The sequence below is a fragment of the Paenarthrobacter sp. genome (assembly GCF_031180005.1).
GTDB lineage: Bacteria > Actinomycetota > Actinomycetes > Actinomycetales > Micrococcaceae > Arthrobacter.
In genome coordinates this window covers 163016-187608 of record NZ_JAPSHI010000003.1, presented here as the reverse complement: position 1 = coordinate 187608, position 24593 = coordinate 163016, and the positions used below count along the sequence as shown (strand labels likewise).

General features: G+C 63.5%; 18 protein-coding genes. 5 read left to right on the top strand and 13 right to left on the bottom strand.

All coding sequences use genetic code 11. The features are described from left to right. Nucleotides 1–495: 495 nt before the first annotated feature. From tyrS to RIF72_RS04430, 3 genes are all read right to left on the bottom strand, one after another. Nucleotides 496–1806 carry a tyrosine--tRNA ligase gene (gene tyrS, locus RIF72_RS04440; protein ID WP_309073644.1) on the bottom strand — a complete coding sequence of 437 codons (1311 nt, stop codon included), beginning with the start codon at nucleotides 1804–1806 and terminating at the stop codon, nucleotides 496–498. A 37-nt stretch (nucleotides 1807–1843) separates the two neighbouring features. Continuing rightward, complete coding sequence (locus tag RIF72_RS04435) at nucleotides 1844–4072, bottom strand: ATP-binding domain-containing protein (RefSeq protein ID WP_309073643.1); 2229 nt, start codon at nucleotides 4070–4072, stop codon at nucleotides 1844–1846. Between the two features lie 133 nt (nucleotides 4073–4205). Beyond that, nucleotides 4206–4862 (bottom strand): DNA-3-methyladenine glycosylase, encoded by a 657-nt coding sequence (locus tag RIF72_RS04430; RefSeq protein ID WP_375164196.1) that lies wholly within the window; start codon nucleotides 4860–4862, stop codon nucleotides 4206–4208. A gap of 95 nt (nucleotides 4863–4957) precedes the next feature. Between RIF72_RS04430 and RIF72_RS04425 the strand changes: the two genes are divergently transcribed. Next, nucleotides 4958–6448 (top strand): AlkA N-terminal domain-containing protein, encoded by a 1491-nt coding sequence (locus RIF72_RS04425; RefSeq protein ID WP_309073641.1) that lies wholly within the window; start codon nucleotides 4958–4960, stop codon nucleotides 6446–6448. 191 nt (nucleotides 6449–6639) lie between these two features. Here RIF72_RS04425 and RIF72_RS04420 read toward each other — a convergent pair whose 3' ends face one another. The 9 genes from RIF72_RS04420 to argC form a co-directional block, all read right to left on the bottom strand. Next, a complete protein-coding gene (locus tag RIF72_RS04420; protein ID WP_309073640.1) occupies nucleotides 6640–7377 on the bottom strand; it encodes a maleylpyruvate isomerase family mycothiol-dependent enzyme in 738 nt (245 codons plus the stop codon). 77 nt (nucleotides 7378–7454) lie between these two features. Next, entirely contained in the window at nucleotides 7455–8870 is a 1416-nt protein-coding gene (argH, locus tag RIF72_RS04415; protein ID WP_309073639.1) for an argininosuccinate lyase, read from the bottom strand. Then, on the bottom strand, nucleotides 8867–10072 hold the full coding sequence (locus RIF72_RS04410; protein WP_309073638.1) for an argininosuccinate synthase: 1206 nt from the start codon (nucleotides 10070–10072) through the stop codon (nucleotides 8867–8869). Before RIF72_RS04410 ends, argH begins: the two co-directional genes overlap by 4 nt. 71 nt (nucleotides 10073–10143) lie before the next feature. Next, complete coding sequence (locus tag RIF72_RS04405) at nucleotides 10144–10680, bottom strand: arginine repressor (protein WP_011774347.1); 537 nt, start codon at nucleotides 10678–10680, stop codon at nucleotides 10144–10146. Further along, on the bottom strand, nucleotides 10680–11687 hold the full coding sequence (gene argF / locus RIF72_RS04400; RefSeq protein WP_309073637.1) for an ornithine carbamoyltransferase: 1008 nt from the start codon (nucleotides 11685–11687) through the stop codon (nucleotides 10680–10682). Before argF ends, RIF72_RS04405 begins: the two co-directional genes overlap by 1 nt. Continuing rightward, complete coding sequence (locus RIF72_RS04395) at nucleotides 11684–13075, bottom strand: acetylornithine transaminase (protein ID WP_309073636.1); 1392 nt, start codon at nucleotides 13073–13075, stop codon at nucleotides 11684–11686. The genes argF and RIF72_RS04395 overlap by 4 nt, the downstream gene beginning before the upstream one ends. Beyond that, on the bottom strand, nucleotides 13072–14016 hold the full coding sequence (gene argB, locus RIF72_RS04390; protein WP_309073635.1) for an acetylglutamate kinase: 945 nt from the start codon (nucleotides 14014–14016) through the stop codon (nucleotides 13072–13074). The genes RIF72_RS04395 and argB overlap by 4 nt, the downstream gene beginning before the upstream one ends. A 10-nt stretch (nucleotides 14017–14026) precedes the next feature. Continuing rightward, nucleotides 14027–15193, bottom strand: a complete 1167-nt coding sequence (argJ, locus tag RIF72_RS04385; protein WP_309073634.1) for a bifunctional glutamate N-acetyltransferase/amino-acid acetyltransferase ArgJ — start codon at nucleotides 15191–15193, stop codon at nucleotides 14027–14029. After that, on the bottom strand, nucleotides 15190–16221 hold the full coding sequence (argC, locus tag RIF72_RS04380) for an N-acetyl-gamma-glutamyl-phosphate reductase (RefSeq protein ID WP_309073633.1): 1032 nt from the start codon (nucleotides 16219–16221) through the stop codon (nucleotides 15190–15192). Before argC ends, argJ begins: the two co-directional genes overlap by 4 nt. A gap of 168 nt (nucleotides 16222–16389) precedes the next feature. Between argC and RIF72_RS04375 the strand changes: the two genes are divergently transcribed. The 4 genes from RIF72_RS04375 to RIF72_RS04360 all read left to right on the top strand — a co-directional run bounded on the left by RIF72_RS04375 (nucleotide 16390) and on the right by RIF72_RS04360 (nucleotide 23951). Next, nucleotides 16390–17478: an acyl-CoA desaturase gene (locus RIF72_RS04375; protein WP_309073632.1), complete on the top strand. Its 1089-nt coding sequence runs from the start codon at nucleotides 16390–16392 to the stop codon at nucleotides 17476–17478. Nucleotides 17479–17563: 85 nt separating this feature from the next. Next, on the top strand, nucleotides 17564–18529 hold the full coding sequence (locus tag RIF72_RS04370; RefSeq protein ID WP_309073631.1) for a quinone oxidoreductase: 966 nt from the start codon (nucleotides 17564–17566) through the stop codon (nucleotides 18527–18529). 154 nt (nucleotides 18530–18683) lie between these two features. After that, nucleotides 18684–22595 (top strand): Pls/PosA family non-ribosomal peptide synthetase, encoded by a 3912-nt coding sequence (locus RIF72_RS04365; RefSeq protein WP_309073649.1) that lies wholly within the window; start codon nucleotides 18684–18686, stop codon nucleotides 22593–22595. Nucleotides 22596–22607: 12 nt separating this feature from the next. After that, nucleotides 22608–23951, top strand: a complete 1344-nt coding sequence (locus RIF72_RS04360; protein WP_309073630.1) for a M1 family metallopeptidase — start codon at nucleotides 22608–22610, stop codon at nucleotides 23949–23951. On the opposite strand, the gene RIF72_RS04355 is transcribed toward RIF72_RS04360, so the two are convergent. Continuing rightward, nucleotides 23948–24586, bottom strand: a complete 639-nt coding sequence (locus RIF72_RS04355; RefSeq protein WP_309073629.1) for a 4'-phosphopantetheinyl transferase superfamily protein — start codon at nucleotides 24584–24586, stop codon at nucleotides 23948–23950. The two genes, RIF72_RS04360 and RIF72_RS04355, sit on opposite strands and share 4 nt — an antisense overlap. Between the last annotated feature and the right edge of the window lie 7 nt (nucleotides 24587–24593).

The following is a 24593-nucleotide window of genomic DNA, read 5'->3' as shown; positions in this document are numbered from 1 at the left end:
AAAGCGCTACCGGAACCGGTGAATTGAAAGGGAGTCGGTCGCTATCTTTCCGCATCAGCGGCGGCGACTCGAATAACTTTACACGCGCCCAACCCCCACACCAAATCCACCCCAACACCACCCAAAACCCCCGCAAACACAAGGAAAACAACCCCGCAACGCACCAACACCAGCCAAAAACAACAACCACACACACCAGTGAAGCCCGTCACACAAACCAACCCCCACAACACCCGCCGCAAACCCAACACCCAACCACCGCCGTCGAACCCTCAACCCGACCCTAGGGAAGTGAGCGAGCGATCAACCCAAACCCGAGGGACCTGCAAGAGCGTCCGGCTCAAACCCGAGGGATGTGAGAGAGCGCCCGAAGGAGGCACGACCGAGCGCGCCGAGGATGACCGCCGCCGCCCGCAGGTAAGTGCGCTTAAGCGCAGAGAGGGCCGGCAACCATGACGGTTGTCGGCCCTTTCTGAACTGGACTACTGATGAAACCTAGGCCGAAACCTCGATGGTGGCCAGGTTCTTCTTACCCCGGCGAAGGAGCAAGTAACGGCCATGGAGGAGTTCGCCTCGGGCGATGACTGCGTCGGGATCGGACACCTTGGTGTTGTTCACGTACGCACCGCCCTCGCCAACTGTTCGACGAGCAGCTGACTTGCTGTCCGAGAGCCCGGAAGCGACCAAGAGGTCGATGATGCCGAGGCCATCGGTGCCAACGGTGGCCGAGGGAAGTTCCGCAGTGGCTGCTTCGAGGGTGCGCTCATCCAGTACGGTGAGGTCGCCGTTGCCGAAAAGCGCAGCCGACGCGGCGATGACTTTTTCGGTGGCGTCGACGCCGTGCACCAGGGAGGTCACTTCGAAAGCAAGCTTCTTCTGGCCTTCACGGGCAAACGGGCGCTCAGCAACAGACTGGCCAAGCTCTTCAATTTCCGCGCGTGAAAGGAATGTGAAGACCTTGAGTCGATCAACCACATCAGCATCGGCGGTGTTCAGCCAGAACTGGTAGAACGTGTACGGGCTGCACATGTCCGGATCCAGCCAAATGGCGTTGCCTTCGCTCTTGCCGAACTTGGTTCCGTCCGAGTTGGTGATGAGCGGCGTGCCCAGGGCATGGACGCTCTTACCTTCCACCTTGCGGATAAGTTCGGTACCGCTGGTGAGGTTGCCCCACTGGTCCGAGCCGCCGGTCTGCAGGGCGCAGCCGTAGTCGCGGAAGAGCTGGAGGTAGTCCATGCCCTGCAGGATCTGGTAGCTGAACTCTGTGTAACTGATGCCTTCGTCGGAACTCAGGCGTGACGCCACAGCATCCTTGCGGAGCATGGTGCCCACGCGGAAGTGCTTGCCGATCTCGCGGAGGAAATCGATGGCACTAAGCGGCGCCGTCCAGTCCAGGTTATTGACCATGCGGGCTGAGTTTTCGCCCTCGAAGCTGAGGAAGCGTCGCACCTGGCCCTGAAGGTAGCCAACCCACTCTGCGACGGTGTCCTTGGTGTTCAAAGTTCGTTCCGCCGTCGGACGGGGGTCACCGATGAGGCCGGTGGAACCGCCCACCAAACCGAGCGGCTTGTGGCCGGCCAACTGCAGGCGACGCATCACCAGCAACTGCACGAGGTTTCCCAGGTGCAGCGATGGTGCGGTGGGATCGAAGCCACAGTAATACGTGATCGGGTCCCCGGCGAGCAGCTTTTCCAGTTCAGTTTCATCAGTGGAAACGTGGACAAGGCCGCGCCATTTGAGCTCCTGCCAGACGTTGGCAAAGGCGGGATCGTTGTGCTGGGACTCGAGGTTGTTTACGTGTGACACGAGATCTAAGTTAGCAGGATTGCCGGGTCCGTTTTTCCTAGCGCTCGATGCCGGCGGGTACCGGCGCGGCCGCTATGAGGCGCAGGCGCTGCGTGGCACGGGTCATGGCGACATAGAGGTCCCCCACCTTGCCGTGCTCGTGGTTCAGCATGGCAGCCGGTTCCAAGACCACAACACCGTCGAATTCCAGGCCCTTTGCTTCCTTGGGGCTGATCACCACGATGTCTTGCTGGTAGCTGCCGGCACCGCTGCCGATGCGGCGTCCGTAAACCTCTCGCAGCGCTGCAGTGGCCTGCGGCAACAGCGGTCCGTCGGCGATGACAGCCAGCAGGCCGCCGTCGATCGCTTCAATTTCCTCCGGCAGGACCTCAACCAAGCGCGTCACGATGCTGTCCGCCTCCACGTGGTCCACGATGGGCGACCATTTGCCTTCGCGTACGGCCTTGGGGGCCGAGACAACCAAGCCTGCGCGGTTGGCCATACGGACAGCCGCCTCGGCAATCTGCGACGGCGTGCGGTAGTTCACGGTAAGTTCTTCCAGCGTCCAGCGATCACCGAACGACGGCGCCAGCGCGCTTTGCCACGAATTGGCACCGGCCGCTGCACTCGTTTGAGCGATGTCCCCCACGATGGTGAAGGACTTTAGCGGGCAACGCCGCACCAGGAGCCGCCACTGCATGGGCGAGAGTTCCTGGGCCTCGTCAACGACGATGTGGCCGAAAGCCCACGAGCGGTCGCTGGTTGCGCGTTCGGCAGCGGTCAGCCGCCCTTCGCGTTCCTGGTTCTGCTCGGCAAGCTCTTCAGCCGTCACCAGTACGTCCACGCCCATCGCTTCCATATTGGCGAGGGTCTGCTTGGCGTTGGCGAGATCGCGGGCACGGTCGGCTTCTTGCTGGGCCAATCCCCTGCCGGCGGCTGGATCCAGTTCACCCAACAACTCTGCGGCCTCATCGAGCAACGGAACATCCGCTTCCGTCCAAGGGGCATCCACAGGACGCTGCAGCAGGGCGCGCTGTTCCGCAGTCAGGTGCGGCGTGCAGGCTTCGAGGATGGCCGGCTTGCTGAAGAGTTCAGAGATGAGCTTCTCCGGTGTCATGGGCATCCAGCAGAGGTTCAGTGCAATGCGTACGTCACGGGCAGACCGAACGTCTTCCGCGAGGTAGGCGCGATCAGCGTTATTGCCGATGTTGCCTTCCTCCACGAGGTCCGTCAGCTGTTCCGTAAGCTCACGCAGCAGGATCTTGACGAACGTGAGTCGGGCTTCGTTGTGGGGCTTTCCCGTGGCACGGGCCTTTTCCCGAGCCCGGCGAACCTGGCGTACCGTCAGGGTCAGCTTCCGCGAATCAACTTCGAGGATGCGGTCCTCCGCCGGCGTCCGCTGCCGGTTGGCTACGGCATTTGCCACCACGGTTGCCATGTCCAGCTTGCCCTTGAGGGCAGCGACATCCGCATCTTCCTCTGGAATGGCATGAATCCCGGGCATGAGGCGTCCCAGGCTGGCCATGACCACACCGGTCTCACCGAGCGATGGCAGCACTCGTTCGATGTAGTGCATAAAGGACGACGACGGCCCAACAAGCAGGACTCCGGCGCTCTTGAGCCGTTCGCGGTGCGTGTACAGCAGGTAGGCTGCGCGGTGCAGGGCCACGGCGGTCTTGCCTGTTCCGGGACCGCCCTGGACTACCAGTGCACCGGAAATGGAAGAACGGATGATCCGGTCCTGCTCGGACTGGATGGTGCCCACGATGTCCGACATGCGGCCAGTCCGCTTGGAATTGAGCGCAGCCAGCAGCGCACCTTCGCCCTGCAGAGAGTCGTTGTCCGCGAGCATCCCTGCGTCCAGGACGTCGTCTTCAATCGCTTTTACGTCACGCCCCTGCAGGATCAGGTGGCGACGACGGCGCACACCTTGACGGTCGAACGCCGTTGCCTGGTAGAAGTGGCCGGCTTCCGGTGCACGCCAGTCGACCATAAGCCGCTGCAGATCGGCCGTGGAAAGCCCGATGCGCCCAATGTATTGAGCCTCTCCGGAATCGAGATCCAGACGGCCGAAGACCAGACGGTCGTCGACGGCGTCGAGCTGGGCAAGGCGGTCTTCGTACAGTGCCGCAAAGGCGTCCCGTTCCGAGACGTTCTGCATGGTTCCCACCGCGCCGGCCTTGCGCACCTGCGCCAGCTGGGCGCGCTTTTCGGCGCGCAGCTCATCGAGCCGGGCATACAGCCCGGCAACATATTCCTGCTCGTGGACCAAATCAGCGTCGTGCATCGAACCGTAACCCCTATCGCAAAAGACAGACCGTCCATTCTACAGCGATTTTGGTAAACGTGGGGGGTACAGGTCATATGGCGGGCTGCGTCACAAAAAGTTCATGCTTGGCTGAACCAACAACGCCGAAAAGTCACCCGGCAGCGCTGCGGGTCCGGGTCCGCGCAGCCTTGTACTTGGAGACGGTGGGATCGTCCTCAATCCAAAACCGCCAAGGATATTCGGTGCTTCCGCCTGGACCTGCAACACCCACCCGCGGTCCGCTGGCCACGGCAGCTGCGGGTGTCGTCGGCAGCCACAAGCTGAACGGTGAGGCGAGCGCGTCACGGCCAGTATCCGCCGTCGTGAGTCCCAGTGCGGAGGCAAGCCTGGCAGGTCCACTGGCCAGGTCCTTGTGCGCCTTCGAGGCGGGCCTGCGAAGGGCAGCCAGCTCATCCCCGGCAACGATCTCCCCCGCCCGCAGGAGCAGCGCGGACGGTGAGCCGTCGGGACCGCAGACGATGTTGGCGCAGTAATGCATGCCGTAGGTGAAGTAGACGTACAGGAATCCCGGCGGCCCAAACATGGGTGCATTCCGGGCGGTGGGACCACCGAAGGTATGGGAACCGGGGTCGGGGTGCTCTGAATCGCGCGGCCCCATGTAAGCCTCCACCTCTGTGAGCCTGACCGAGACTGGTCCGGCTTCCGAGTGGTGGGTAAGTACCGCGCCAAGCATCAGCGGGGCGATGACACGAGGATCACCCTCAAGGAACTTGCGCACTTCGGACGGGCTGCTGATTCCGTAGTCCATGGACGAGCTCATGAGCAGACCCTAGCAAGAAACCATCGAACGGCCATGTCCGATTTCCGCTAGCAAGGGCTTTGGACGACTGGCAGGATGAAGCCATGGACTTCTGGCAGCGATACCGGGCGATCGACGCCCGCGACACCCGGTTTGATGGTCAATTCTTCACTGCCGTCAGCTCCACCGGCATCTACTGCCGACCATCATGCCCTGCCCGAACACCCAGAGCTGAGAACGTCACCTTCTACGAAACCTCCGCAGCCGCCCACGAGGCCGGGTATCGCGCCTGCAAGCGATGCCTGCCCGAAGCTGTCCCCGGAACGCCCGCGTGGAACATCGGTTCCGACGTTGCGGGCCGCGCGATGAGATTGATTAACGACGGCGTCATCACTCGCGAGGGCGTCGACGGCCTCGCGCACCGACTCGGCTACTCCGCGCGGCAGCTCAACCGCATTCTCAGCAACGAACTCGGGGCGGGTCCCCTCTCACTGGCACGGGCAAGCAGGGCACAGACCGCCAGGACCTTGCTGGTCTCCACCGACATGCTCCTGGCCGACGTGGCGTTCGCGTCAGGGTTCAATAGCGTGCGGCAATTCAACGACACCATCGGCGAAGTTTTCGCGATGACCCCGACGGCGGTGCGTGCCACCGGAGCGAAGTCCGCTGGTCGCCGAGGTACCGGGGCAGCTGGGCCAGCGCCATCCGCGCTAACACTAAACTTGCCCTACAGGGAACCCTTCGATCCGGGGATTTTCGACTTCCTGGCAGTTCGTGCGGTACCGGGCATCGAAAGAGCAACGACTGACAGTGACGGAACCAGGACCTACGCCCGTACGCTCCGGCTCCCTCGAGGCAGCGCATCCATTTCCGTTACCTTCAGCCCCTCGACACCCGGCAAACCGTTGCAACTCACAGCCAAGGCTGTGGACCTGCACGACCTCCCGACACTGTTGAGCCGGGTCCGCAGGCTGTTCGACCTGGACGCCGATCCGCAGGCGATAGATGACGCCCTGGCAGCGGATCCGAGACTTACGGCTAGCGTCGCCGCGTTCCCGGGGATGCGAGTGCCGGGGGCTGTGGATCCCCAGGAACTGCTCATTCGGGCAATGATCGGACAGCAGATCACCGTCGCTGCTGCCCGAACTGCCCTTACCCGGTTGTCGGCGGCCGCATCCGCCGTCGATGGCGCTGCGCCAGACCTGGATCGACTATTTCCTACAGCAGCAGAACTCGCCGAACACGGGCGCGCCTTACTCCGAGGACCACAGCGCCGCATCGACTCCATCGTGGCCGCCGCCGAGGCCATGGCCAGCGGGGCACTTGACTTCGGCTATGGCGACGATCCGGCCAGCCTCGAAAGCAAACTGCTTCCCTTGCCGGGCGTGGGGCTCTGGACAGCGGGATATGTTGCCATGCGGGTGCTTGGCGCTCCGGATGTGTTCCTGGCCAATGACGCGGCAGTAAGGAACGGCGTGAAGGCGCTGCCCGCGGGCCTTGGCCTCAGCGCGGACTTCAGGGAAGTCAGCCCGTGGCGTTCGTACGCCACCATGCACTTGTGGCGGGCGGCGGCAGTGAAGGCCAAGGGCAAATAGCTCCCGGAAGGTGAGAGAGCATCCGGCTCAAGCCCGAGGGACGTGAAAGAGCATCCGGCTCAAGCCCGAGGGACGTGAAAGAGCATCCAGCTCAAACCCGAGCGAAGTGAGAGAGCATCCGGCTCAACCCCGAGCGAAGTGAGAGAGCATCCGGCTCAACCCCGAGGTGAACTGCTGAGAGCATCCGGGTTTCAGCGGGCCGCGGGCTGCGCGGCCGGCCAGGGCAGCAGCTCCGGCAGGTCCACTCCGTCAGCGGCTGCAGTAGCCCTCAGGCTCCCAAGGCTTGGCTCGCGGCCGGCAAGCCACGCGGCGATGTCGGTCAGCATGCCAGTGATGGCTATGGAGGTGCCGCCGGTACCGATGCTCAGTTGCGGCAGGCCTGTAGGCTGCAGGACAAATTTGAAGGATTCCGGGACACGTGCCGCGAGGAACCCAATGAGGTGCTCGCAGAACGGCCGACTCCACGTCTCGGGGCCGTACCCCAAACGCAGGTCCGATGCGTGGATGGTAAGTTCGCGCCACAGCGCCAGGCCGCCGTCGAAAACTGTTCCGTCCCGATAGGCGATGCGCGCCTGCCAGTCCTCCGGACCCAAGGCATCGAACGCGGCAATCGCCGCATCCAAGGCGGGGGTGACGGACTCCGTGTGCTGGGCGAGGCTGTGCCCAGCGGCAAGTTCGATCGCCTTGGTGCGGCCGTCCATGCCGCCGTCGTACAGTTCCACAGTCTCGCCACGCTGCGCGTACTCCAGTTGCCGAGCCATCGCGTTGGAAATTCCAGCGAGGTGGGCCAGAACGTGGCCACGCGTCCAGCCGGGAAGCTCCGACGGTTCAGCGACGGAAGGTTCGTCCAGTTTGGCAAGGAGGCGGGTGACGGTGCCGGCGGCTTTGTGAAGCTCTGCGGGCAGCGCCTCAGGGGTGATCTGAGTCATAGCGCCATGCTAACCCAGAGTTAAACGGAGAGCGGGACGGCGCCTTCAGGCACCATCCCGCTCCCGACAAACAAACGCTACGACGCGTAGGAACGCGCTGCGTCCAGTTCCGCTTCAAGGGCAGCCAATTGGCGTTCGACGGCGGCCGGTGCCGTTCCGCCCTGGGAGTTGCGACTGTTGAGCGAACCTTCGGTGCTGAGGACACTGCGAACCTCGGGAGTCAGGTGCGAGGAGATCGCTGAGTACTCTTCATCCGTCAGGTCCCACAGCTCCACGCCGCGGCCTTCGGCTTGCTTGACGGCTGCACCGGACAGCTCATGGGCTTCACGGAAGGGAACGCCCTGGCGGACGAGCCACTCAGCAATGTCCGTGGCCAGCGCGAAGCCTTGGGGAGCCAGTGATTCCATGCGCTCCGTGTTGAACTTCAGCGTGGCGATCATGCCGGACACGGCCGGAAGTAGCAGCTCCAACGTGTCGGCGGCGTCGAAGACCGGTTCTTTGTCCTCTTGCAGATCGCGGTTGTACGCGAGCGGCAGGCCCTTGAGCGTCGCCAGCAGGCCAGTCAGGTTGCCGATGAGGCGACCTGCCTTGCCGCGTGCGAGCTCGGCGACGTCCGGGTTCTTCTTCTGCGGCATGATCGAGGACCCCGTGGAGTACGAATCATGCAGCGTCACGAAGGAGAACTCCTTGGTTGCCCAGAAGATGACTTCCTCGGAGATCCGGGAGAGGTCCACGCCAATCATGGAACACACCCACGCGAACTCGGCGAAAACATCGCGTGAGGCGGTGCCATCGATCGAGTTGTGGACCGCCGAGAAGAAACCAAGGTCCGCGGCAACAGCCTCGGGGTCCAGTCCCAGGGAGGAACCGGCCAGCGCACCCGAACCATACGGAGAAACGCCGGCGCGCTTGTCCCAGTCCTGGAGTCGCTGCACGTCGCGAAGCAGTGCCCAGGCATGTGCCAGAAGGTGGTGGCTCAGCAACACCGGCTGGGCATGCTGCAAGTGCGTCCGGCCTGGCATGGCAACACCCTGGTGGGCCTTTGCCTGCTCCACAAGGGCGTCGATGGTGGCAAGGACACCGCTGGCGATAATCCGGGCGTGGTCGCGGAGGAACATGCGGCCCAAGGTGGCAACCTGATCATTGCGGGAACGGCCAGCGCGGAGCTTGCCGCCCAAGTGGGTTCCTGCGCGCTCGATCAGGCCACGCTCAAGTGAACCGTGCACATCCTCGTCGCTCTCAGCCGGGAGGTAGGCGCCGCTGGCGACGTCCTCGTCCAGCTGGTTGAGGGCGGCGAGCATGCCTTCGAGCTCGGCGTCGTCCAACAGTCCGGCTTTGGCCAGCACACGGGCGTGCGCCTTGGAACCGGCGATGTCATAGCGGGCCAGCCGCCAGTCAAAGTGCGTGGACTTGCTCAGTGCGGCCAGCGCATCTGCGGGGCCACCGGCGAACCGGCCGCCCCACAGTGCACCTTCGTTGGTTGCGCTTGTCATTCCCCTGCAACCCGGAGGTCGCGGCCGGAGGCAACCTTTGAGGACATGCCCCACAGCTCGATGAAACCGCGTGCCATGGACTGGTCGAAGGTATCGCCGGTGTCGTAGGTGGCGAGGTCGAAGTCGTACAGCGAGGTCTCGGAGCGGCGACCGTTGACGATTGCCTGGCCGCCGTGGAGGACCATGCGGATGTCGCCGGAAACATACTGCTGCGTGTCTTCGATGAAGGCGTCCAGGGAGCGCTTGAGCGGGGAGAACCACTGTCCGTCGTAGACCAGCTCTGCCCAGCGCTGGCCAACAGTTGCCTTGAAGCGGGCCTGCTCGCGCTCGATGGTGATGTCCTCGAGGTGCTTGTGCGCGGTGATCAGCGCCATGGCACCCGGGGCTTCATAGATTTCGCGGGACTTGATGCCGACGAGGCGGTCTTCGACGACGTCGATGCGGCCAACGCCCTGAGAGCCTGCACGGCGGTTCAGCTCCTGGATGGCCTGCAGCGGGGTGACCTTGACGCCGTCGATCGCTACCGGAACACCGGCCTGGAAGGAAATGGTGACCTCATCGGGCGCCGGCGGGAATTCCGGGGTGGCGGTGTAGTCGTAGATGTCCTTGGTAGGAGCGTTCCAGATGTCCTCGAGGTAACCGGTCTCGACGGCGCGTCCCCAGACGTTCTGGTCGATCGAGTACGGGTTCTTCTTGGTGGTCTCGATAGGCAGTCCCTTTTCCTCGGCAAAGGCAATGGCCTTGTCGCGGGTCAAGGCGAGGTCGCGGACAGGTGCGATGCACTTCAGGTCCGGGCCGAGGGTCTGGATGCCCACTTCGAAACGGACCTGGTCGTTGCCCTTGCCGGTGCAGCCGTGGGCGACGGTGGTGGCACCGAATTCGCGGGCAGCCTTCACGAGGTGCTTCACGATGACCGGACGGGAGATGGCCGAAACCAGCGGGTAGTGGCCTTGGTAGAGGGCGTTGGCCTTCAGGGTGGGCATGGCGTACTCGTTGGCGAACTCGTCACGAGCGTCGGCCACGTAAGCCTCGACCGCGCCGCAACCGAGGGCGCGCTGGCGAATGGTCTCCAGCGACTCGCCGCCCTGTCCGACGTCGACGGCCACGGCGATGACCTCGGCGCCGGTGGCTTCACCGATCCAGCCGATGGCTACGGAAGTATCAAGGCCACCGGAGTAGGCCAGAACAATGCGCTCAGTCACGAGAGTGCTCCTTTGTTGTTGCTTGGTTCATTCGAATCAATGCTGTGTGAATCAATGCTGAAAAAGATCAATCAGTTGCCGGGGCCGGCTTCTTCGGCCATGCGCAGGAAACGCGCCGCCAGTTCCGCCCCGCCATCGGGATCCCGGGCGACCAGCAGCAAAGTGTCGTCGCCTGCGATCGTACCCAATACGGACGGCATCACCGAGTGGTCAACCGCCAGGGCCAGGAAGTTGGCTGCTCCCGGTGGGGTGCGGAGGACCACGATGTTGCCCGACGCCTCAGCTGTCACCAGGAGTTCGCCGCAAAGCCGCGTCAGCCGCGCATCCAGGATTTCCTGGGTGACGCCGCTCTTGGCGTTGCGGTCCCCGCCCTCCCCCGGGACAGCGTAAACGAGTGCGCCTTCCTTGCCCCGGACCCGGACCGCGCCCAGTTCCACGAGGTCGCGGGACAGGGTGGCTTGGGTGACTTGGACGCCGTCGTCCGCCAGCAGGGCTGCAAGCTCTGCTTGTGAACGCACGGACTCACCCGTCAGGATCGCGGTGATACGCGCCTGGCGGGCAGTCTTTGTGGCTGGGCTCGCGCCCGGCACGGACGGGTTGGTGGACACTAGAACGTGCTCTCCCCGGTGCCTTCAACGGGAGAAAGACCATCCACGAAAGCAAGGCCGGAGCGGTGCATCAGCCAGGCCATCAGCGCCTTCTGGGCATGCAGGCGGTTTTCCGCCTCGTCCCAGACGATCGACTGCGGGCCGTCGATGACACCGGCGGATATTTCGTAGCCGCGGTAGGCCGGGAGGCAGTGAAGCACGACGGCATCCGGCGCGGCCTGCGCCATGGCGGCCTCATCCACGGTGTAGTCGCGGAAGAGCTGCAGCCGGGCTTCCTTTTCGGTTTCCTGGCCCATGGACACCCACGTGTCCGTTGCTACGACGTCGGCCCCCTTGAGGGCTTCTGCGGCATCGCTGGTGATGAGCACTGAGCCGCCTGTATCGGCCGCACGTTCCTCGGCAGCCGCCACGATCTCCGGCGCCGGAAGGTAGCCTTCGGGGCCGGAAATGCGCACATGCATTCCGGCCGTCACACCGGCAAGGAGGTAGGAATTGGCCATGTTGTTGGCAGAGTCACCCAGGTAGGCCATGCTCAAGCCGGCCAGTTCGCCTTTGTGCTCCTTGACGGCCAAGAGGTCGGCCAGGAGCTGGCAGGGGTGGTAGTCGTCGCACAGGGCATTGATGACGGGTACTTTGGAGTTTTCCGCCATTGCCACCAGGCCCGAGTGGGCACCTGTCCGCCACACGATGGTGGACACCATGCGCTCCAGGACCTTAGCCGTGTCCTCCACGGATTCCTTGTGGCCTATCTGGGCTTCACCCGGGTTGATGATCAGGGCATTGCCGCCCATGTCCGCGATGCCGGTGGCAAAGGAAACACGCGTGCGGGTGGAGGTCTTGTCAAAGATCACGGCCACGGTCTTACGGCCGTTGCCCTCGGCGGCGAAGGGCTGCACGCTGTACGGCGCTGCCTTCATCCTTGCGGCGAGTTCCAAAACCTCAGCTTGCTCGGAGGGGCTCAGGTCCGTGTCCTTGAGGAAGTGACGGGTTGTGGTGGAAGTAGTCACTGCGTGTCCTTAGCGGTGTTGGCTGTAGCCGTAGCGATCAGGGTGGGTAGAGCGTCCAGGAAACGGTCCGCTTGATCGATGGTCAGGATCAGCGGCGGCGCGAGGCGGATGGTCCTCGGGCCCGGGCTGTTAATGATGAAGCCGGCGTCCAAAGCTGCGGTCACCATGGCAGGTGCGATGTCGGCGTTCACATCGAAGCCAATCAACAAACCCTCGCCGCGGACTTCAGTAACGGCCTCGACGGCGGCCAGCCCCTCACGAAGGTGGTCGCCGACACTGAGCACGTTCTGCAGCACACCCTGGCTTTCGATTGCGTGCAGGGTGGCCAGAGCAGCCGCCGTGGCCACCGGGTTCCCACCGAAAGTGGTGCCGTGCTGCCCGGCGGTGAGCAGGGCCGACGTCGTACTTCCGAACGTGACCAAGGCACCCACCGGGAAACCGCCGCCGAGTCCCTTGGCGAGGGTCACGGCGTCGGGAACAATGCCGGCATCTTCGCTGGCCAACCATTTGCCGGTGCGGCCGATGCCGGTTTGTACCTCATCCAAGATCAGCAGGGCGCCGGCTGCTGTAGTCACCTCGCGGGCTGCCTGCAGGTATTCGGCGCTGAGCGGACGAACGCCGGCTTCGCCCTGGATGGGTTCCAGGAAGACGGCCGCTGTGGAATCATCTACGGCGGCACGCAGAGCTTCGATATCGCCGAACGGGATGTGGACCACGCCGCCGGGCAGCGGTTCAAAGGGTGCACGGTATGCCTCTTTGGCCGTGAGCGCCAGGGCACCCATGGTGCGACCGTGGAAGGCGCCCTCCAAAGCGATGATCTTGGTGCGCTTTCCATCGGAGTTATTCCGTCGGGCCAGCTTGAACGCTGCCTCGTTGGCCTCAGTGCCCGAGTTGGCAAAGAAAACTTTGGACCCCGCCGGAGCTTTGCTGAGGGCAAGGAGCTTTTCAGCCAAGGCAATCTGCGTGGGGCTCGTGAAGAAATTCGAGACGTGCCCGAGCGTGGCCAGTTGGCTGGAGATCACTGACGTGACGAAGGGGTGCGCGTGGCCCAAGGCGTTTACCGCGATACCACCAAGGAGGTCCAGGTATTCCTTGCCGTCGGCGTCCCACACGAGGCAACCTGCGCCGCGGACCAATACCCGCTGCGGGGTGCCAAAGACACCCATAAGCGACGACGAGTAGCGGGCAAGCCAGTCCGCCCCATTACTCACTCCAGTAATGACGGAAGCTTTGGCGTCCGATCCGGCGATGGACCCCCGGGTGTGGTCGGGCACCGCGATGGGCCCACTGCCGCCGGGGTCCCCGTCCGAGCTTGCGAGGATGGGGAGCGGCTGGGGACGGGCGGGGGGTCCATCGCCGGTCGGGCTGAGGCCAACAGTTTCGCTCATGCGTTCACTTCCTCGTCGGGTACTACTTGGGTGCCGATGCCCGCCGTCGTGAAGGTTTCCAGCAGCATCGAGTGCGGCAGGCGGCCGTCCACGATGTGCGCGCGTTCCACGCCTTCGTCGATGGCTTTCAGACACGCAGCCATCTTGGGGATCATCCCGGATTCAAGCTTCGGCAGCATCTCGCGGAGTTCCGATGCAGTCAGCGATGAGATCAGCGACGATTTATCCGGCCAGTTGGCGTAGAGGCCTTCGACGTCGGTCAGGATGACAAGCTTGGTGGCGCCCAAGGCGGACGCGACGGCTGCAGCTGCAGTGTCCGCATTGACGTTGAGGACCTGTCCCGTGGTGGGACCGGAACCGTTGCCGTCGTCGAGAATTTCCGGGGCGACCGTTGAGATCACCGGGATGCGCCCAGCGTCGAGGATGTCCTTGATTCCGGCGGGATCCACCCCCACCACTTCGCCCACCAGGCCGAGGTCCACCTCTTCGCCATCAATAACAGTGCCTGTGCGGACGGCGCGCAATAATCCGCCATCTTCTCCGGACATGCCCACGGCGTACGGACCGTGGGAGTTGATGAGGCCAACGAGCTCGCGCCCAACCTGGCCAGTGAGGACCATGCGGACCACATCCATGGCCTCAGGCGTGGTGACGCGCAGACCGCCCTTGAACTCGGATTCGATGCCCAAGCGACCCAGCATGGAGTTGATCTGGGGGCCACCGCCGTGGACCACCACAGGGTGGATGCCGACGTGGTGGAGGAACACAATGTCCTCGGCGAAGGCACGACGAAGGTCGTCGTTGACCATGGCGTTGCCGCCGTATTTGATCACCATGGTGGTACCGGCAAAACGCTGGATCCACGGAAGGGCCTCGATCAGCGTGCCCGCTTTGTCCTGGGCGTCGCTCATGGAGGTGGTTTCGCGGGTGTGCGCAGTCATAGTCATCCGCTCAGCTCGAGTATGCGCTGTTCTCGTGCACGTAATCGTGCGTGAGGTCGTTGGTCCAAATGGTGGCTTCGGCATCGCCGGCCCGCAGGTCGATTTCGACCAGCACTTCGCGGGGCTCCAGGTCCACCAGGTTCCGGTCATCGCCGATAGCGCCGTTGCGGCAAATCTGCACACCGTTCATTGCGACGTTGAGCTGGTCCGCCTCGAAGATGGCGTCAGTTGTTCCCACGGCCGAGAGCACTCGGCCCCAGTTAGGGTCCTTGCCGAAGATGGCTGCCTTGAAGAGGTTGGAGCGGGCAACACTGCGGCTGACTATTTCTGCGTCGCGTTCACTCGCGGCGTTGAATGTCCGGATAGCGATGTCGTGGCTGGCGCCCTCAGCATCTCCGATGAGCTTGCGTGCCAGTTCGGCGCAGACCTGGGTGACCGCTTCGCTCAACTGTTCGGCAGACGGCAAGGCCTCAGATGCCCCGGATGCCAACAGCACCACGGTGTCGTTGGTGGACATGCAGCCGTCGGAGTCCGCCCGGTCAAAGGTGACGCGACTGGCGTCCCGGAGGACGACGTCGAGCTCATCCGCAGGAACCTCGGCGTCGGTGGTAAGGACCACAAGCATCGTTGCCAGGCCCGGCGCCAACATGCCGGCACCCTTGGCGATGCCACCGACGGTGAACTGCTTGCCCTCAGCGTCGGTGCCCGTGAAAACCGCTTCCTTGGACACGCTGTCCGTGGTCATGATCGCTGTGGCCGCAGCGGAGCCGCCGTCTTCCGACAGTTCGCGGAAAGCGGACTCGACGCCGGGAAGGATCTTGTCCATGGGCAGCTGCTCGCCGATCAGGCCGGTTGAGCAGACCACGACGTCGGAAGCTGAGATTCCCAGCACATCCGCCACTTTCTCGGCCGTGGCGTGGGTGTTCTGGAAGCCCTGTGGACCGGTGCAGGCGTTGGCTCCACCGGAGTTCAGGACCACGGCATCCACTCGTCCGTCGCTGACCACTTGGCGTGACCAGTGCACCGGTGCAGCAGCCACGCGGTTGGAGGTGAAGACGGCGGCGGCGGACTTTTGTGGTCCGTCGTTGACTACAAGGGCCAGGTCGGGGTTGCCCGAGGCCTTAATGCCGGCTTTGATGCCTGCGGCGCGGAATCCCTTGGGGGCGGTAATGGTCACGGTGCAACTCCCTGGAGGTTCAGGCCGGCGGTTTCATCCAGGCCGAGGGCAATGTTCATGGACTGCACGGCTCCGCCGGCGGTTCCCTTGGTGAGGTTGTCGATAGCGCACGTCACGATCACGCGGCCCGCGTGGGCGTCGAAGGCCAACTGCATGACGGCGTGGTTGGAACCCTGGACCGACTTGGTGGTGGGCCACTGGCCCTCCGGAAGGAGGTGCACGAACGGTTCGTCGTCGTAGGTATCTGCCCAGGCTTGGCGAAGTTCGGCTGCAGTAACACCATGACCAACCTTGGCCGTTGCCGTAGTCAGGATGCCGCGGCTCATCGGAACCAACGTAGGCGTGAAGGAGACCGTCACCGCCTCACCGGCCGCATTGGACAGCCCCTGTTCGATCTCAGGGGTGTGCCGGTGTCCGCCGCCGACGCCGTAAGGGCTCATGGAACCCATGACTTCAGAACCAATCAAATTGACTTTGGCAGCCTTGCCCGCGCCTGAGGTCCCGGAAGCAGAGACAATCACGACGTCGTCCGTCAGGAGGAGGTTGTTGGCGAACCCGGGCGTCAAGGCGAGCAGGGCCGACGTTGGGTAGCACCCGGGAACGGCGATGCGCGTGGCACCTTTGAGGGCTTCGCGCTGGCCGGGAAGCTCCGGGAGACCATAAGGCCAGGTGCCTGCGTGCGCGGAGCCGTAGAACTTTTCCCACGCCGCGGCGTCCTGCAAACGGTGGTCAGCACCGGCGTCGATGACTACAGTGCCTTCAGGCAGCTGCGCAGCGATTTCGGCTGAGGCACCGTGCGGCAGGGCCAGAAACACCACGTCATGGCCCGACAGGTTCTCCACCGTGGTGTCTTCCAGAATCCGACTGGCCAAACCGTGGAGATGAGGCTGCAACTCCCCTAGTCTGGAACCGGCGTTGCTGTGCGCGGTGATGGCACCGATGGTGACGTTTGGATGGCCAGCCAGCAAGCGCAGCACTTCTCCCCCGGCGTAGCCGCTGGCACCGGAGACGGCAACAGAAATAGTCATAACCCCACTGTACAGCAAGAATATTCATGCTGTCCGATATTTATGCATGCGGTTTGTGAGCAGTCTCATTATTTTGGAGATTAGCCGTATGCTTAGTGGAGGGTGATCCAGACCGTGCAGTCCGAACGTCGGCTGTAGCGTTGCCCGTTAGCGATACGGGGCACATTTATGTCACCCACGTCCACCGCTGAGCGCCCCAAAGCTCGCGCAATTCAACCAAATCCCGTCGTCCAGAGCTACTCAGAGCTCCTCAAGAGTGTTAAGGCAGCCGGACTCCTCGAACGCCGTAGCGGCTTCTACATTTGGGTCTTCGTGGCCTTGGTACTGCTCATGGCCGGCACCTGGCTCGGCTTCGCACTCATAGGCGATTCCTGGTACCAGCTCCTGATCGCCGCAGCCGTGGGCATCCTGTGCACGCAGCTTAGCTTCCTTGCCCATGAGGCAGGTCACAAGCAGATCTTCGCTTCGCGGCGCGCCAATGACTGGTCCGCCCGCCTCCTGGCCACCGGTGTGGCCGGCATCAGCTACTCCTGGTGGGAACAGAAACACGGCGCCCACCACAACCACCCCAACGTCATTTCCAAGGACCCGGACATCCGGAACAACGCCTTGGTCTTCTACGAAGACGCTGCAGCCGAACGTAAAGGCCGCCTGGCCTTCCTCACCAAGAAGCAGGGCTGGTTCTTCTTCCCGCTCCTGACGCTCCTCGGCTTGAGCCTGCAGTTCGACTCCCTTCGCTTTGTTTTCGGCAAGCAGAAAGTGCGTCACCGCTGGGTAGAGACACCTATCCTCGTAACGAGGCTTGCTGCCCTCCCGGTTCTGGCCTTTACGTTCCTGCCCATAGGAATGGCGTTCGCCTTCCTGGGCGTGCAGATCATGGTCTATGGCTTCTACATGGGCGCCTCCTTCGCCCCGAACCACAAGGGCATGCCAGTCCTCCCCAAGGACAGCCGCGTGGACTTCCTCAATCGTCAGATCCTGACCTCGCGCAACATCTCCGGTGGCATCTTCATGGACTTCCTTCTGGGCGGACTCAACCGGCAGGTGGAGCACCACTTGTTCCCGGACATGGCACGCCCACATTTGTACAAGGCCACCAAAATCGTGCGCGAGTTCTGCGGCAAACACTCCATCCCTTACACCGAAACCACGCTGATGCAGTCCTACGGCATCGTGGTCAGATACCTCAATGAAGTAGGCCTGGCAGCAGGCCGTGGCTTCGACTGTCCCGTCGCATCGACGCACGGACGCCGCTAAGCGTTCGACAACGGAGGCCCCAACCTCCCTAGGATGGAATCTGAAGCCGGGCACCGGAAGGACCGCCCCGGGGTAAGGAGCCACCATGACGCACGCCATCGTTGCAACGCAGTCCGGAGGACCTGAGGTCCTCGAGTACGCCTCCGTGGAGACACCGTCGCCTGGCCCCGGCCAGCTGTTGATCAAGGTCGCAGCTGCCGGGGTCAATTTCATTGAGACCTACCAACGCAGCGGCACCTACAAAGTGGACTACCCGTTCACTCCAGGAGCCGAAGCAGCCGGCACCGTGGAGGCCGTCGGAGCCGGGGTTGAGGAATTTTCCGTCGGCGACCGCATTGCCACGGCCGAGGGAAGCAGGACTTACGCGGAATACGCCCTGGTTGACGCGAGCAAGGCGCTTCCGGTTCCTGCCGGCGTGGATGACCACACCGCCGCAGCCCTGCCGCTGCAGGGAATCACCGCGCACTATCTGATGAATTCATCCTTCAGGGTGGAGCCCGGACACACCGTCCTCCTGCACGCAGGTGCCGGCGGCGTGGGCCTGCTGTTGACACAACTGCTCAAGGCCCGCGGCGCGCGCGTCATCACCACCGTCTCCTCTGCTGAGAAGGCCGACCTCTCCACGTTGGCGGGCGCCGATGAAGTGCTCCGCTATGAAGGTTTCGCTGACAAGGTCCGTGAACTCACCAACGGCGAGGGCGTCAACGTGGTGTACGACGGCGTAGGCAAGGACACGTTCGACGACTCCTTAAAAAGCCTGCGCATCCGGGGTGCCATGGTGCTCTTTGGTGCCGCCTCCGGCCCGGTACCACCGTTCGATCCCCAGCGTTTGAACGCCGCAGGTTCGCTAACGCTGACGAGGCCCACCATGGCGCACTTTGTTCAGAACGCCCAGGAACGCCGGTGGCGTTCAGCCGAGATTTTCGACGCCGCCGCCAACGGCACCCTTGCTGTCAGGGTGGGTGCAACGTACCCGCTCGCGGAGGCCGCCCAAGCCCATAGGGACCTCGAGGGCCGCCGTACAACCGGAAAAGTCCTGCTGGTTCCCTGACCCTTTTTGAACGCCACATGTGCAAAAAGCGAACAGTGGGGCAACACAGCCTGACGCGTAGGAAACGCCGGACACCTTTTGTTCATCTTTCTGCGGAAAGCTGACGAACGTGAGCACAGAACATCCCGCTGGGGCCGGTACGACGCCTGCCCTGATGACCTACCGTCCCCAGCTACCTGGAAGCGCTGCCGCCCCGGCCGAGCGTACTCTCGTTGACATCCTGGAAGAGACCGCTTCATCATTCCCCGAGGCGTCGGCTTTGGACGACGGGCACCAGTCCTTGAGTTACACCGAGCTACTCAGGGCCGTACGCGCGTTTGCCGCCCGGTTGAACAGTGCAGGGCTCGGCCGAGGGGACAAAATCGGCGTCCGGATCCCGTCCGGCACCAATGAGCTCTACATCGCCATACTGGGAATTCTCATGGCTGGGGCAGCCTATGTTCCCGTGGACGCGGACGACCCCGAAGAGCGGGCCCGTTTGGTATTCGGCGAAGCCAAGGTAGGGGCAGTCATTGCTGCTGGCCTGGACATCCAGCTATCCGGCCCGGCTAAGGAAGCTGTCTCAGCGTCAGCCGCGCCCGGATTGGACGACGACTCCTGGATCATCTTCACCTCCGGATCCACCGGGACCCCCAAAGGCGTTGCAGTGAAGCACCGTTCGTCAGCAGCGTTCGTCGACGCTGAAGCCCGGATCTTCCTCCAGGCTGAGCCCATCGGCCCCCAGGACCGGGTACTTGCCGGCCTTTCCGTAGCCTTCGATGCTTCCTGTGAGGAGATGTGGCTGGCCTGGCGGCACGGAGCCTGCCTGGTGCCCGCACCACGGGCCCTTGTTCGAACGGGCATGGACCTCGGTCCCTGGCTCATCAACCACGGCATTACCGTGGTTTCAACTGTGCCCACCCTTGCCGCGCTGTGGCCGGCCGAGGCATTGGAAAGTGTCCGCTTGCTCATCTTCGGCGGCGAAGCATGCCCACCTGAATTGGCCGAGCGCTTGGCAGTGGATGGTCGTGAAGTGTGGAACACCTACGGGCCCACTGAGGCCACCGTCGTTGCCTGCGCGGCTCCCTTGGGCGGACCCGGCCCCGTTCGGATCGGTTTGCCGCTGGACGGATGGGACCTCGCCGTCGTCGATTCCACCGGGGTTCCGGTCGCCGAAGGTGAGATCGGCGAGTTGATCATCGGCGGCGTAGGGCTGGCCCGCTACCTCGATCCTGCGAAGGACGCCGAGAAGTATGCCCCCATGACAACACTTGGATGGGAACGCGCGTACCGTTCAGGTGACCTGGTTCGATTCGAAACCGAGGGCCTGATCTTCATGGGTCGCGCCGATGAGCAGGTCAAACTGGGTGGACGCCGGATCGAACTGGGCGAAGTAGATGCGGCCCTTCAAGCCTTGCCCGGGATAGCTGGCGCGGCTGCGGCAGTACAGACGACGGCGGCCGGCAACCAAATCCTGGTAGGTTACCTGGCTCCCGTTGACGGTTACGAGCCGGACCTGGACAAGGCTCGCAAGCTGCTGGGAGAAAGCCTCCCGGCGGCCCTGATCCCCTTGCTGAGCACCGTCGGTTCCCTCCCCACCAAAACCAGCGGCAAAGTAGATCGCCATGCACTCCCCTGGCCTCTGGCAGGAGCCGGCGCCACCGAGGCCGACAACGCCCCGATGAATCTGCCCGATGACGCCCGGTGGGTGGTGGACCAGTGGGAGTCCGTGCTGGGCAGCCCCGTCAGTTCGCTCGACGCCGATTTCTTCGCCTATGGCGGCGGGTCCTTGGCGGCGGCCCAACTTGTTTCTGCCCTCCGCGTCCGTTACCCCACCATCACCGTCGCCGATATTTATGCGACGCCGCGCGTGGGGGCACTGATTGACACTGCACGGCTATCAATTCCCGACGGAGGTTCGCCGGGGCCCGCCGCTGAGCGCAGCGTCCGTCCTACCGCTTTGAAGTCACAAATCTTCCAGGTCCTCATGGGCGTCCCGCTGCACATTCTGGTGGGAATGCGGTGGCTGACCTACCTGATGGCTGCCAACAAACTCCTGGCAGACTTCGCCGGATTCGCGGCGGCACCCGTGGTCTCCTGGTGGTGGATCGCAGCGTCGTGGCTGGTCTTCGTCAGCCCCTTGGGTCGGATGGCGATCTCCGTTGTTGCGGCAAGGGTGCTGCTCGGCAGGATTGAACCCGGAACATACCCGCGGTCGGGCAAGACTCATTTGCGACTGTGGCTCGCGGAACAAATCCAGGATCTCTCAGGTGCCATCGGCCTTGCCAGCGCCCCGTTCGTCCCCTACTACGCGCGTGCCCTGGGTGCAAAGATCGGCAAGGACGTCCACCTGCACTCTTTGCCCCCTGTTACCGGCCTGTTGTCACTGGGCAGCGGAGCAAACATCGAGCCCGAAGTAGATCTATCGGGCTGGTGGGTGGATGGCGATTCAGTCCACATCGGACAAATCCATGTGGGGGCCGGTGCCGTCGTAGGCGCACGCAGCACCCTCATGCCCGGGGCGACTATCGGTGCAGGTGCCCACGTCGATGCTGGATCCGCTGTGCTGGGCAAAGTGAAAGCCGGGCACCTCGTGGCCGGCTCCCCCGCAGAACGCCGCGGCAAAGCCAAGCACGAATGGCCGGAAACGAGCAGCCGCCGGCCCGTCGTCGACCGTCTCTGGTTCTCCGCTTTTGCCAGCGCATCGGCTCTACTGGCGCTCATTCCCTACATCTCTGCGTTCGCTGGCGCACTGGTGGTCCTGAATTTCATCCAGGGCCATGATTCGCTGGAAACAGCGCTTCCACAGATCGCCCTGGCCGTTCCGCTTGCGGCCTTGGTGTGGTTCTTCGGCAATCTGGTGCTCATCCTGATCGTGGCGAGGCTTCTCGGTTTGGGCCTGAAAGAGGGCTATTACCGGGTGCGCAGCCGCATCGGATGGCAGGTCTGGGCCACCGAGCGCCTTCTGGACATGGCTCGAGACCTCCTCTTCCCCGTCTACGCGAGCCTCTTCACGCCGCTCTGGTTGCGACTCCTCGGAGCCAAGGTCGGCAAGAACGTGGAGGCCTCCACGGTGCTGCTGGTTCCAAAAATGACCACCATCGGCGACGGCGCCTTCCTGGCTGACGACACCATGGTGGCCTCGTACGAGCTCGGCGGTGGCTGGATGAAAATTGCTCCGGCCAAAATCGGGAAGCGCTCCTTCCTTGGCAATTCCGGAATGACGGCCGCAGGACGCAATGTGCCAAAGAACTCCCTTGTCGCCGTTCTTTCGGCCACACCTGCCAAGGCAAAATCCGGCACCTCATGGCTTGGCAGTCCGCCCGTCAGATTGCGCCGCACCACCGTCAATGCCGACCAAACCCGCACCTTCCGCCCGGCCCTCAAACTGAAGATTGCGAGGGCATTATGGGAACTGTGTCGCCTGATACCGGTCATTCTCACGGTGGCCATTGCCGTGAGCGTGATGCTTGTGCTGGACTGGATCGCACGCGGATGGGGCTACTGGATTGCTGCAGTCCTGGGGGGCCTGGTTATGTTGGCAGCAGGCGCTGTAGCGGCGCTTAGCTCCATTGTGGCCAAGTGGGTTCTGGTGGGGACCATCCGCTCTGGCGAACACCCGCTATGGAGCTCGTTCATTTGGCGCAACGAGGTTGTAGACACCTTCATTGAAATGGTCAGTGCGCCGTGGTTTGCCCGGTCGGCTGCCGGAACACCTGCCCTGGTGTGGTGGTTGCGCGGACTGGGAGCCAAGATCGGACGCGGAACGTGGTGCGAAAGCTACTGGCTCCCCGAAGCCGACCTCGTGACCCTGGGCGAGAACTCCACAGTCAACCGTGGCTGCGTGGTCCAGACGCACCTCTTCCACGACCGCGTCATGAGCTTGGACACCGTGACGCTCGGCAACGGTGCCACAATGGGTCCGCACGGCGTCATCCTCCCCGCGGCGAGCATCGGCGACGGCGGTACCGTTGGGCCGGCGTCGTTGGTCATGCGTGGCGAAACCGTCCCGGCCGGGACGTATTGGATGGGCAACCCGGTCAGCCCGTGGGTGGGTCCGTCTGCACAAGTGCCGCGCCTCAAGTAGATTGGACGGATCATGACCGCACCAATCACTAGCCCCCTGACCGAAGCCGACCCCTACGCCTTGAATCACGGCAGCAGCAGCTACCGCGTGGACAGGTACGAGTTGGACCTCGATGTCAGGCTGGGCAGCAACAAGCTGATGGGCAAGGCGGTCCTGCACTGCACGGCGTTGGAACCGGCCTCGCAGATTGTCCTTGACCTGGTGGGCCTGAGGGCAAGCAAGGCTCAGTTGGACGGCAAGAAGCTGCAGAAGTTCAGCCACAGGGCCGAACACCTCGTACTGACGCCGGCGTCCCCGCTCAAGGCGGGCCAGCAGTTTGACCTTGAGATCCGCTACGACGGTAATCCGAAGCCTCGCCGGGGCCTTTGGGGCGACGTCGGCTGGGAGGAATTGAACGACGGCGTATTGGTGGCCGGCCAGCCCAACGGTGCGGCGTCATGGTTCCCCTGCAATGACCATCCCCGCTACAAGTCGACGTTCCGCATCTCGGTGACCACTGACGACAATTACCGGCCAGTGTGCAACGGCAAGCTCGTCGCGCACTCCCGGAAGTCCAGCCGGGAAACGTGGGTCTACGAACAGACCGAGCCGATGGCTACCTATCTCGCCACCGTCCAGATCGGGCGCTACGTCAAGGTTCCCCTGCACCCGGACGATACCCAACACAGGGTCCCCCAGTTCGTGGCAGTCACATCCGAAATGGCAGTGGACGCCCTCCAAGGCCTGCGGCGGCAGCCGGACATGATGCGCACCTTCGAGGACTGCTTCGGCCCATACCCTTTCGCCGACTACACCTCGGTTGTCACTGAGGATGAGCTGGAAATTCCCCTTGAGGCCCAGACCGTCTCCATCTTTGGCCGTAACCACATGCGGGAAGCGTGGGAAGCACAGCGCCTGATCGCGCACGAGCTTTCCCACCAATGGTTTGGTAATTCGCTGACGGTGAGCAGCTGGAAGGACATCTGGCTGCATGAAGGCTTCGCTTGCTATGCCGAGTGGTTGTGGTCCGAGGAATCCCGCACCATGACGGTCGCTGCCCGGGCAACGGCCGCGTGGAAAAGGCTCGACGCCGGGCCGCAGGACCTGCTGGTGGGAGACCCCGGCCCTGAGCTGATGTTCGATGACCGCGTGTACAAGCGCGGGGCCTTGGCCGTTCACGCTGTGCGCATGGCAGCCGGCGATGAGGCGTTCTTCGGTTTCCTTCAGCACTGGACGGCCGCTAACCGTCACGGATCGGTTTCAACAGAGACGTTCGTTGAGGCTGCGGATTCGTTCATTCCCGGCTTCGATGCTGCGTCGATTCTCCGTCCATGGCTCTACGAGGCCGGGCTGCCGCCGCTGCCTTCCGCGCGTTAACCGAGGGCTAGAGCAGCAACCAATTCGTCCGGTAGTTTCGTGCGGGCGATGTCGCGTAGACCGGAGATCTCCAAGACATCCAGTTCCGCAGGGTTATGGCGCAGGCCTTCACCGGTCATCTTCAGCCAGGCTTCCTTGCGCGCCCAGAGACGGGCGCGCTGTCTGGTCTGCTCACTCTCCGGAACTGACGCCAGGAAACGCTTCTCGTTTGAGGTCAATGCGACGTCGTCGAAGCCGCCAAAGCCAACCCCGTCAACCGATTCAAGGTCCACACCCAGCCGGAGGCCATCCGCTGGATGCACGACGGCGGCCAGCAGCACCCGGCCCGACGCTCTGGAGGAGCTGAGCACCAGAGGTGCCGGAACGCCGTCGAGCAGGAACCCGGGGCGACCGTGGTCCTGGCGGGAGCCGCACTGCGGGCAGTGATAGTCAGGGACGAGTCGAGCAGGATCCACGTCGAGGAGCGAAGCGGCAAAGTTCAGCAAGACCAGCCGGCCGGCGATGAAATCTTCCCGGTCTGCGGGGTTGGTGAATTTGTCGGCACGATCCAGGGCTGGTTGGCCGAGGGCTTCGACGCGGATGTCCGGAACCAGCAAATCGTCGAGCTTCCGCAACTCGAGTATTGGGCTGTCCATCACGACT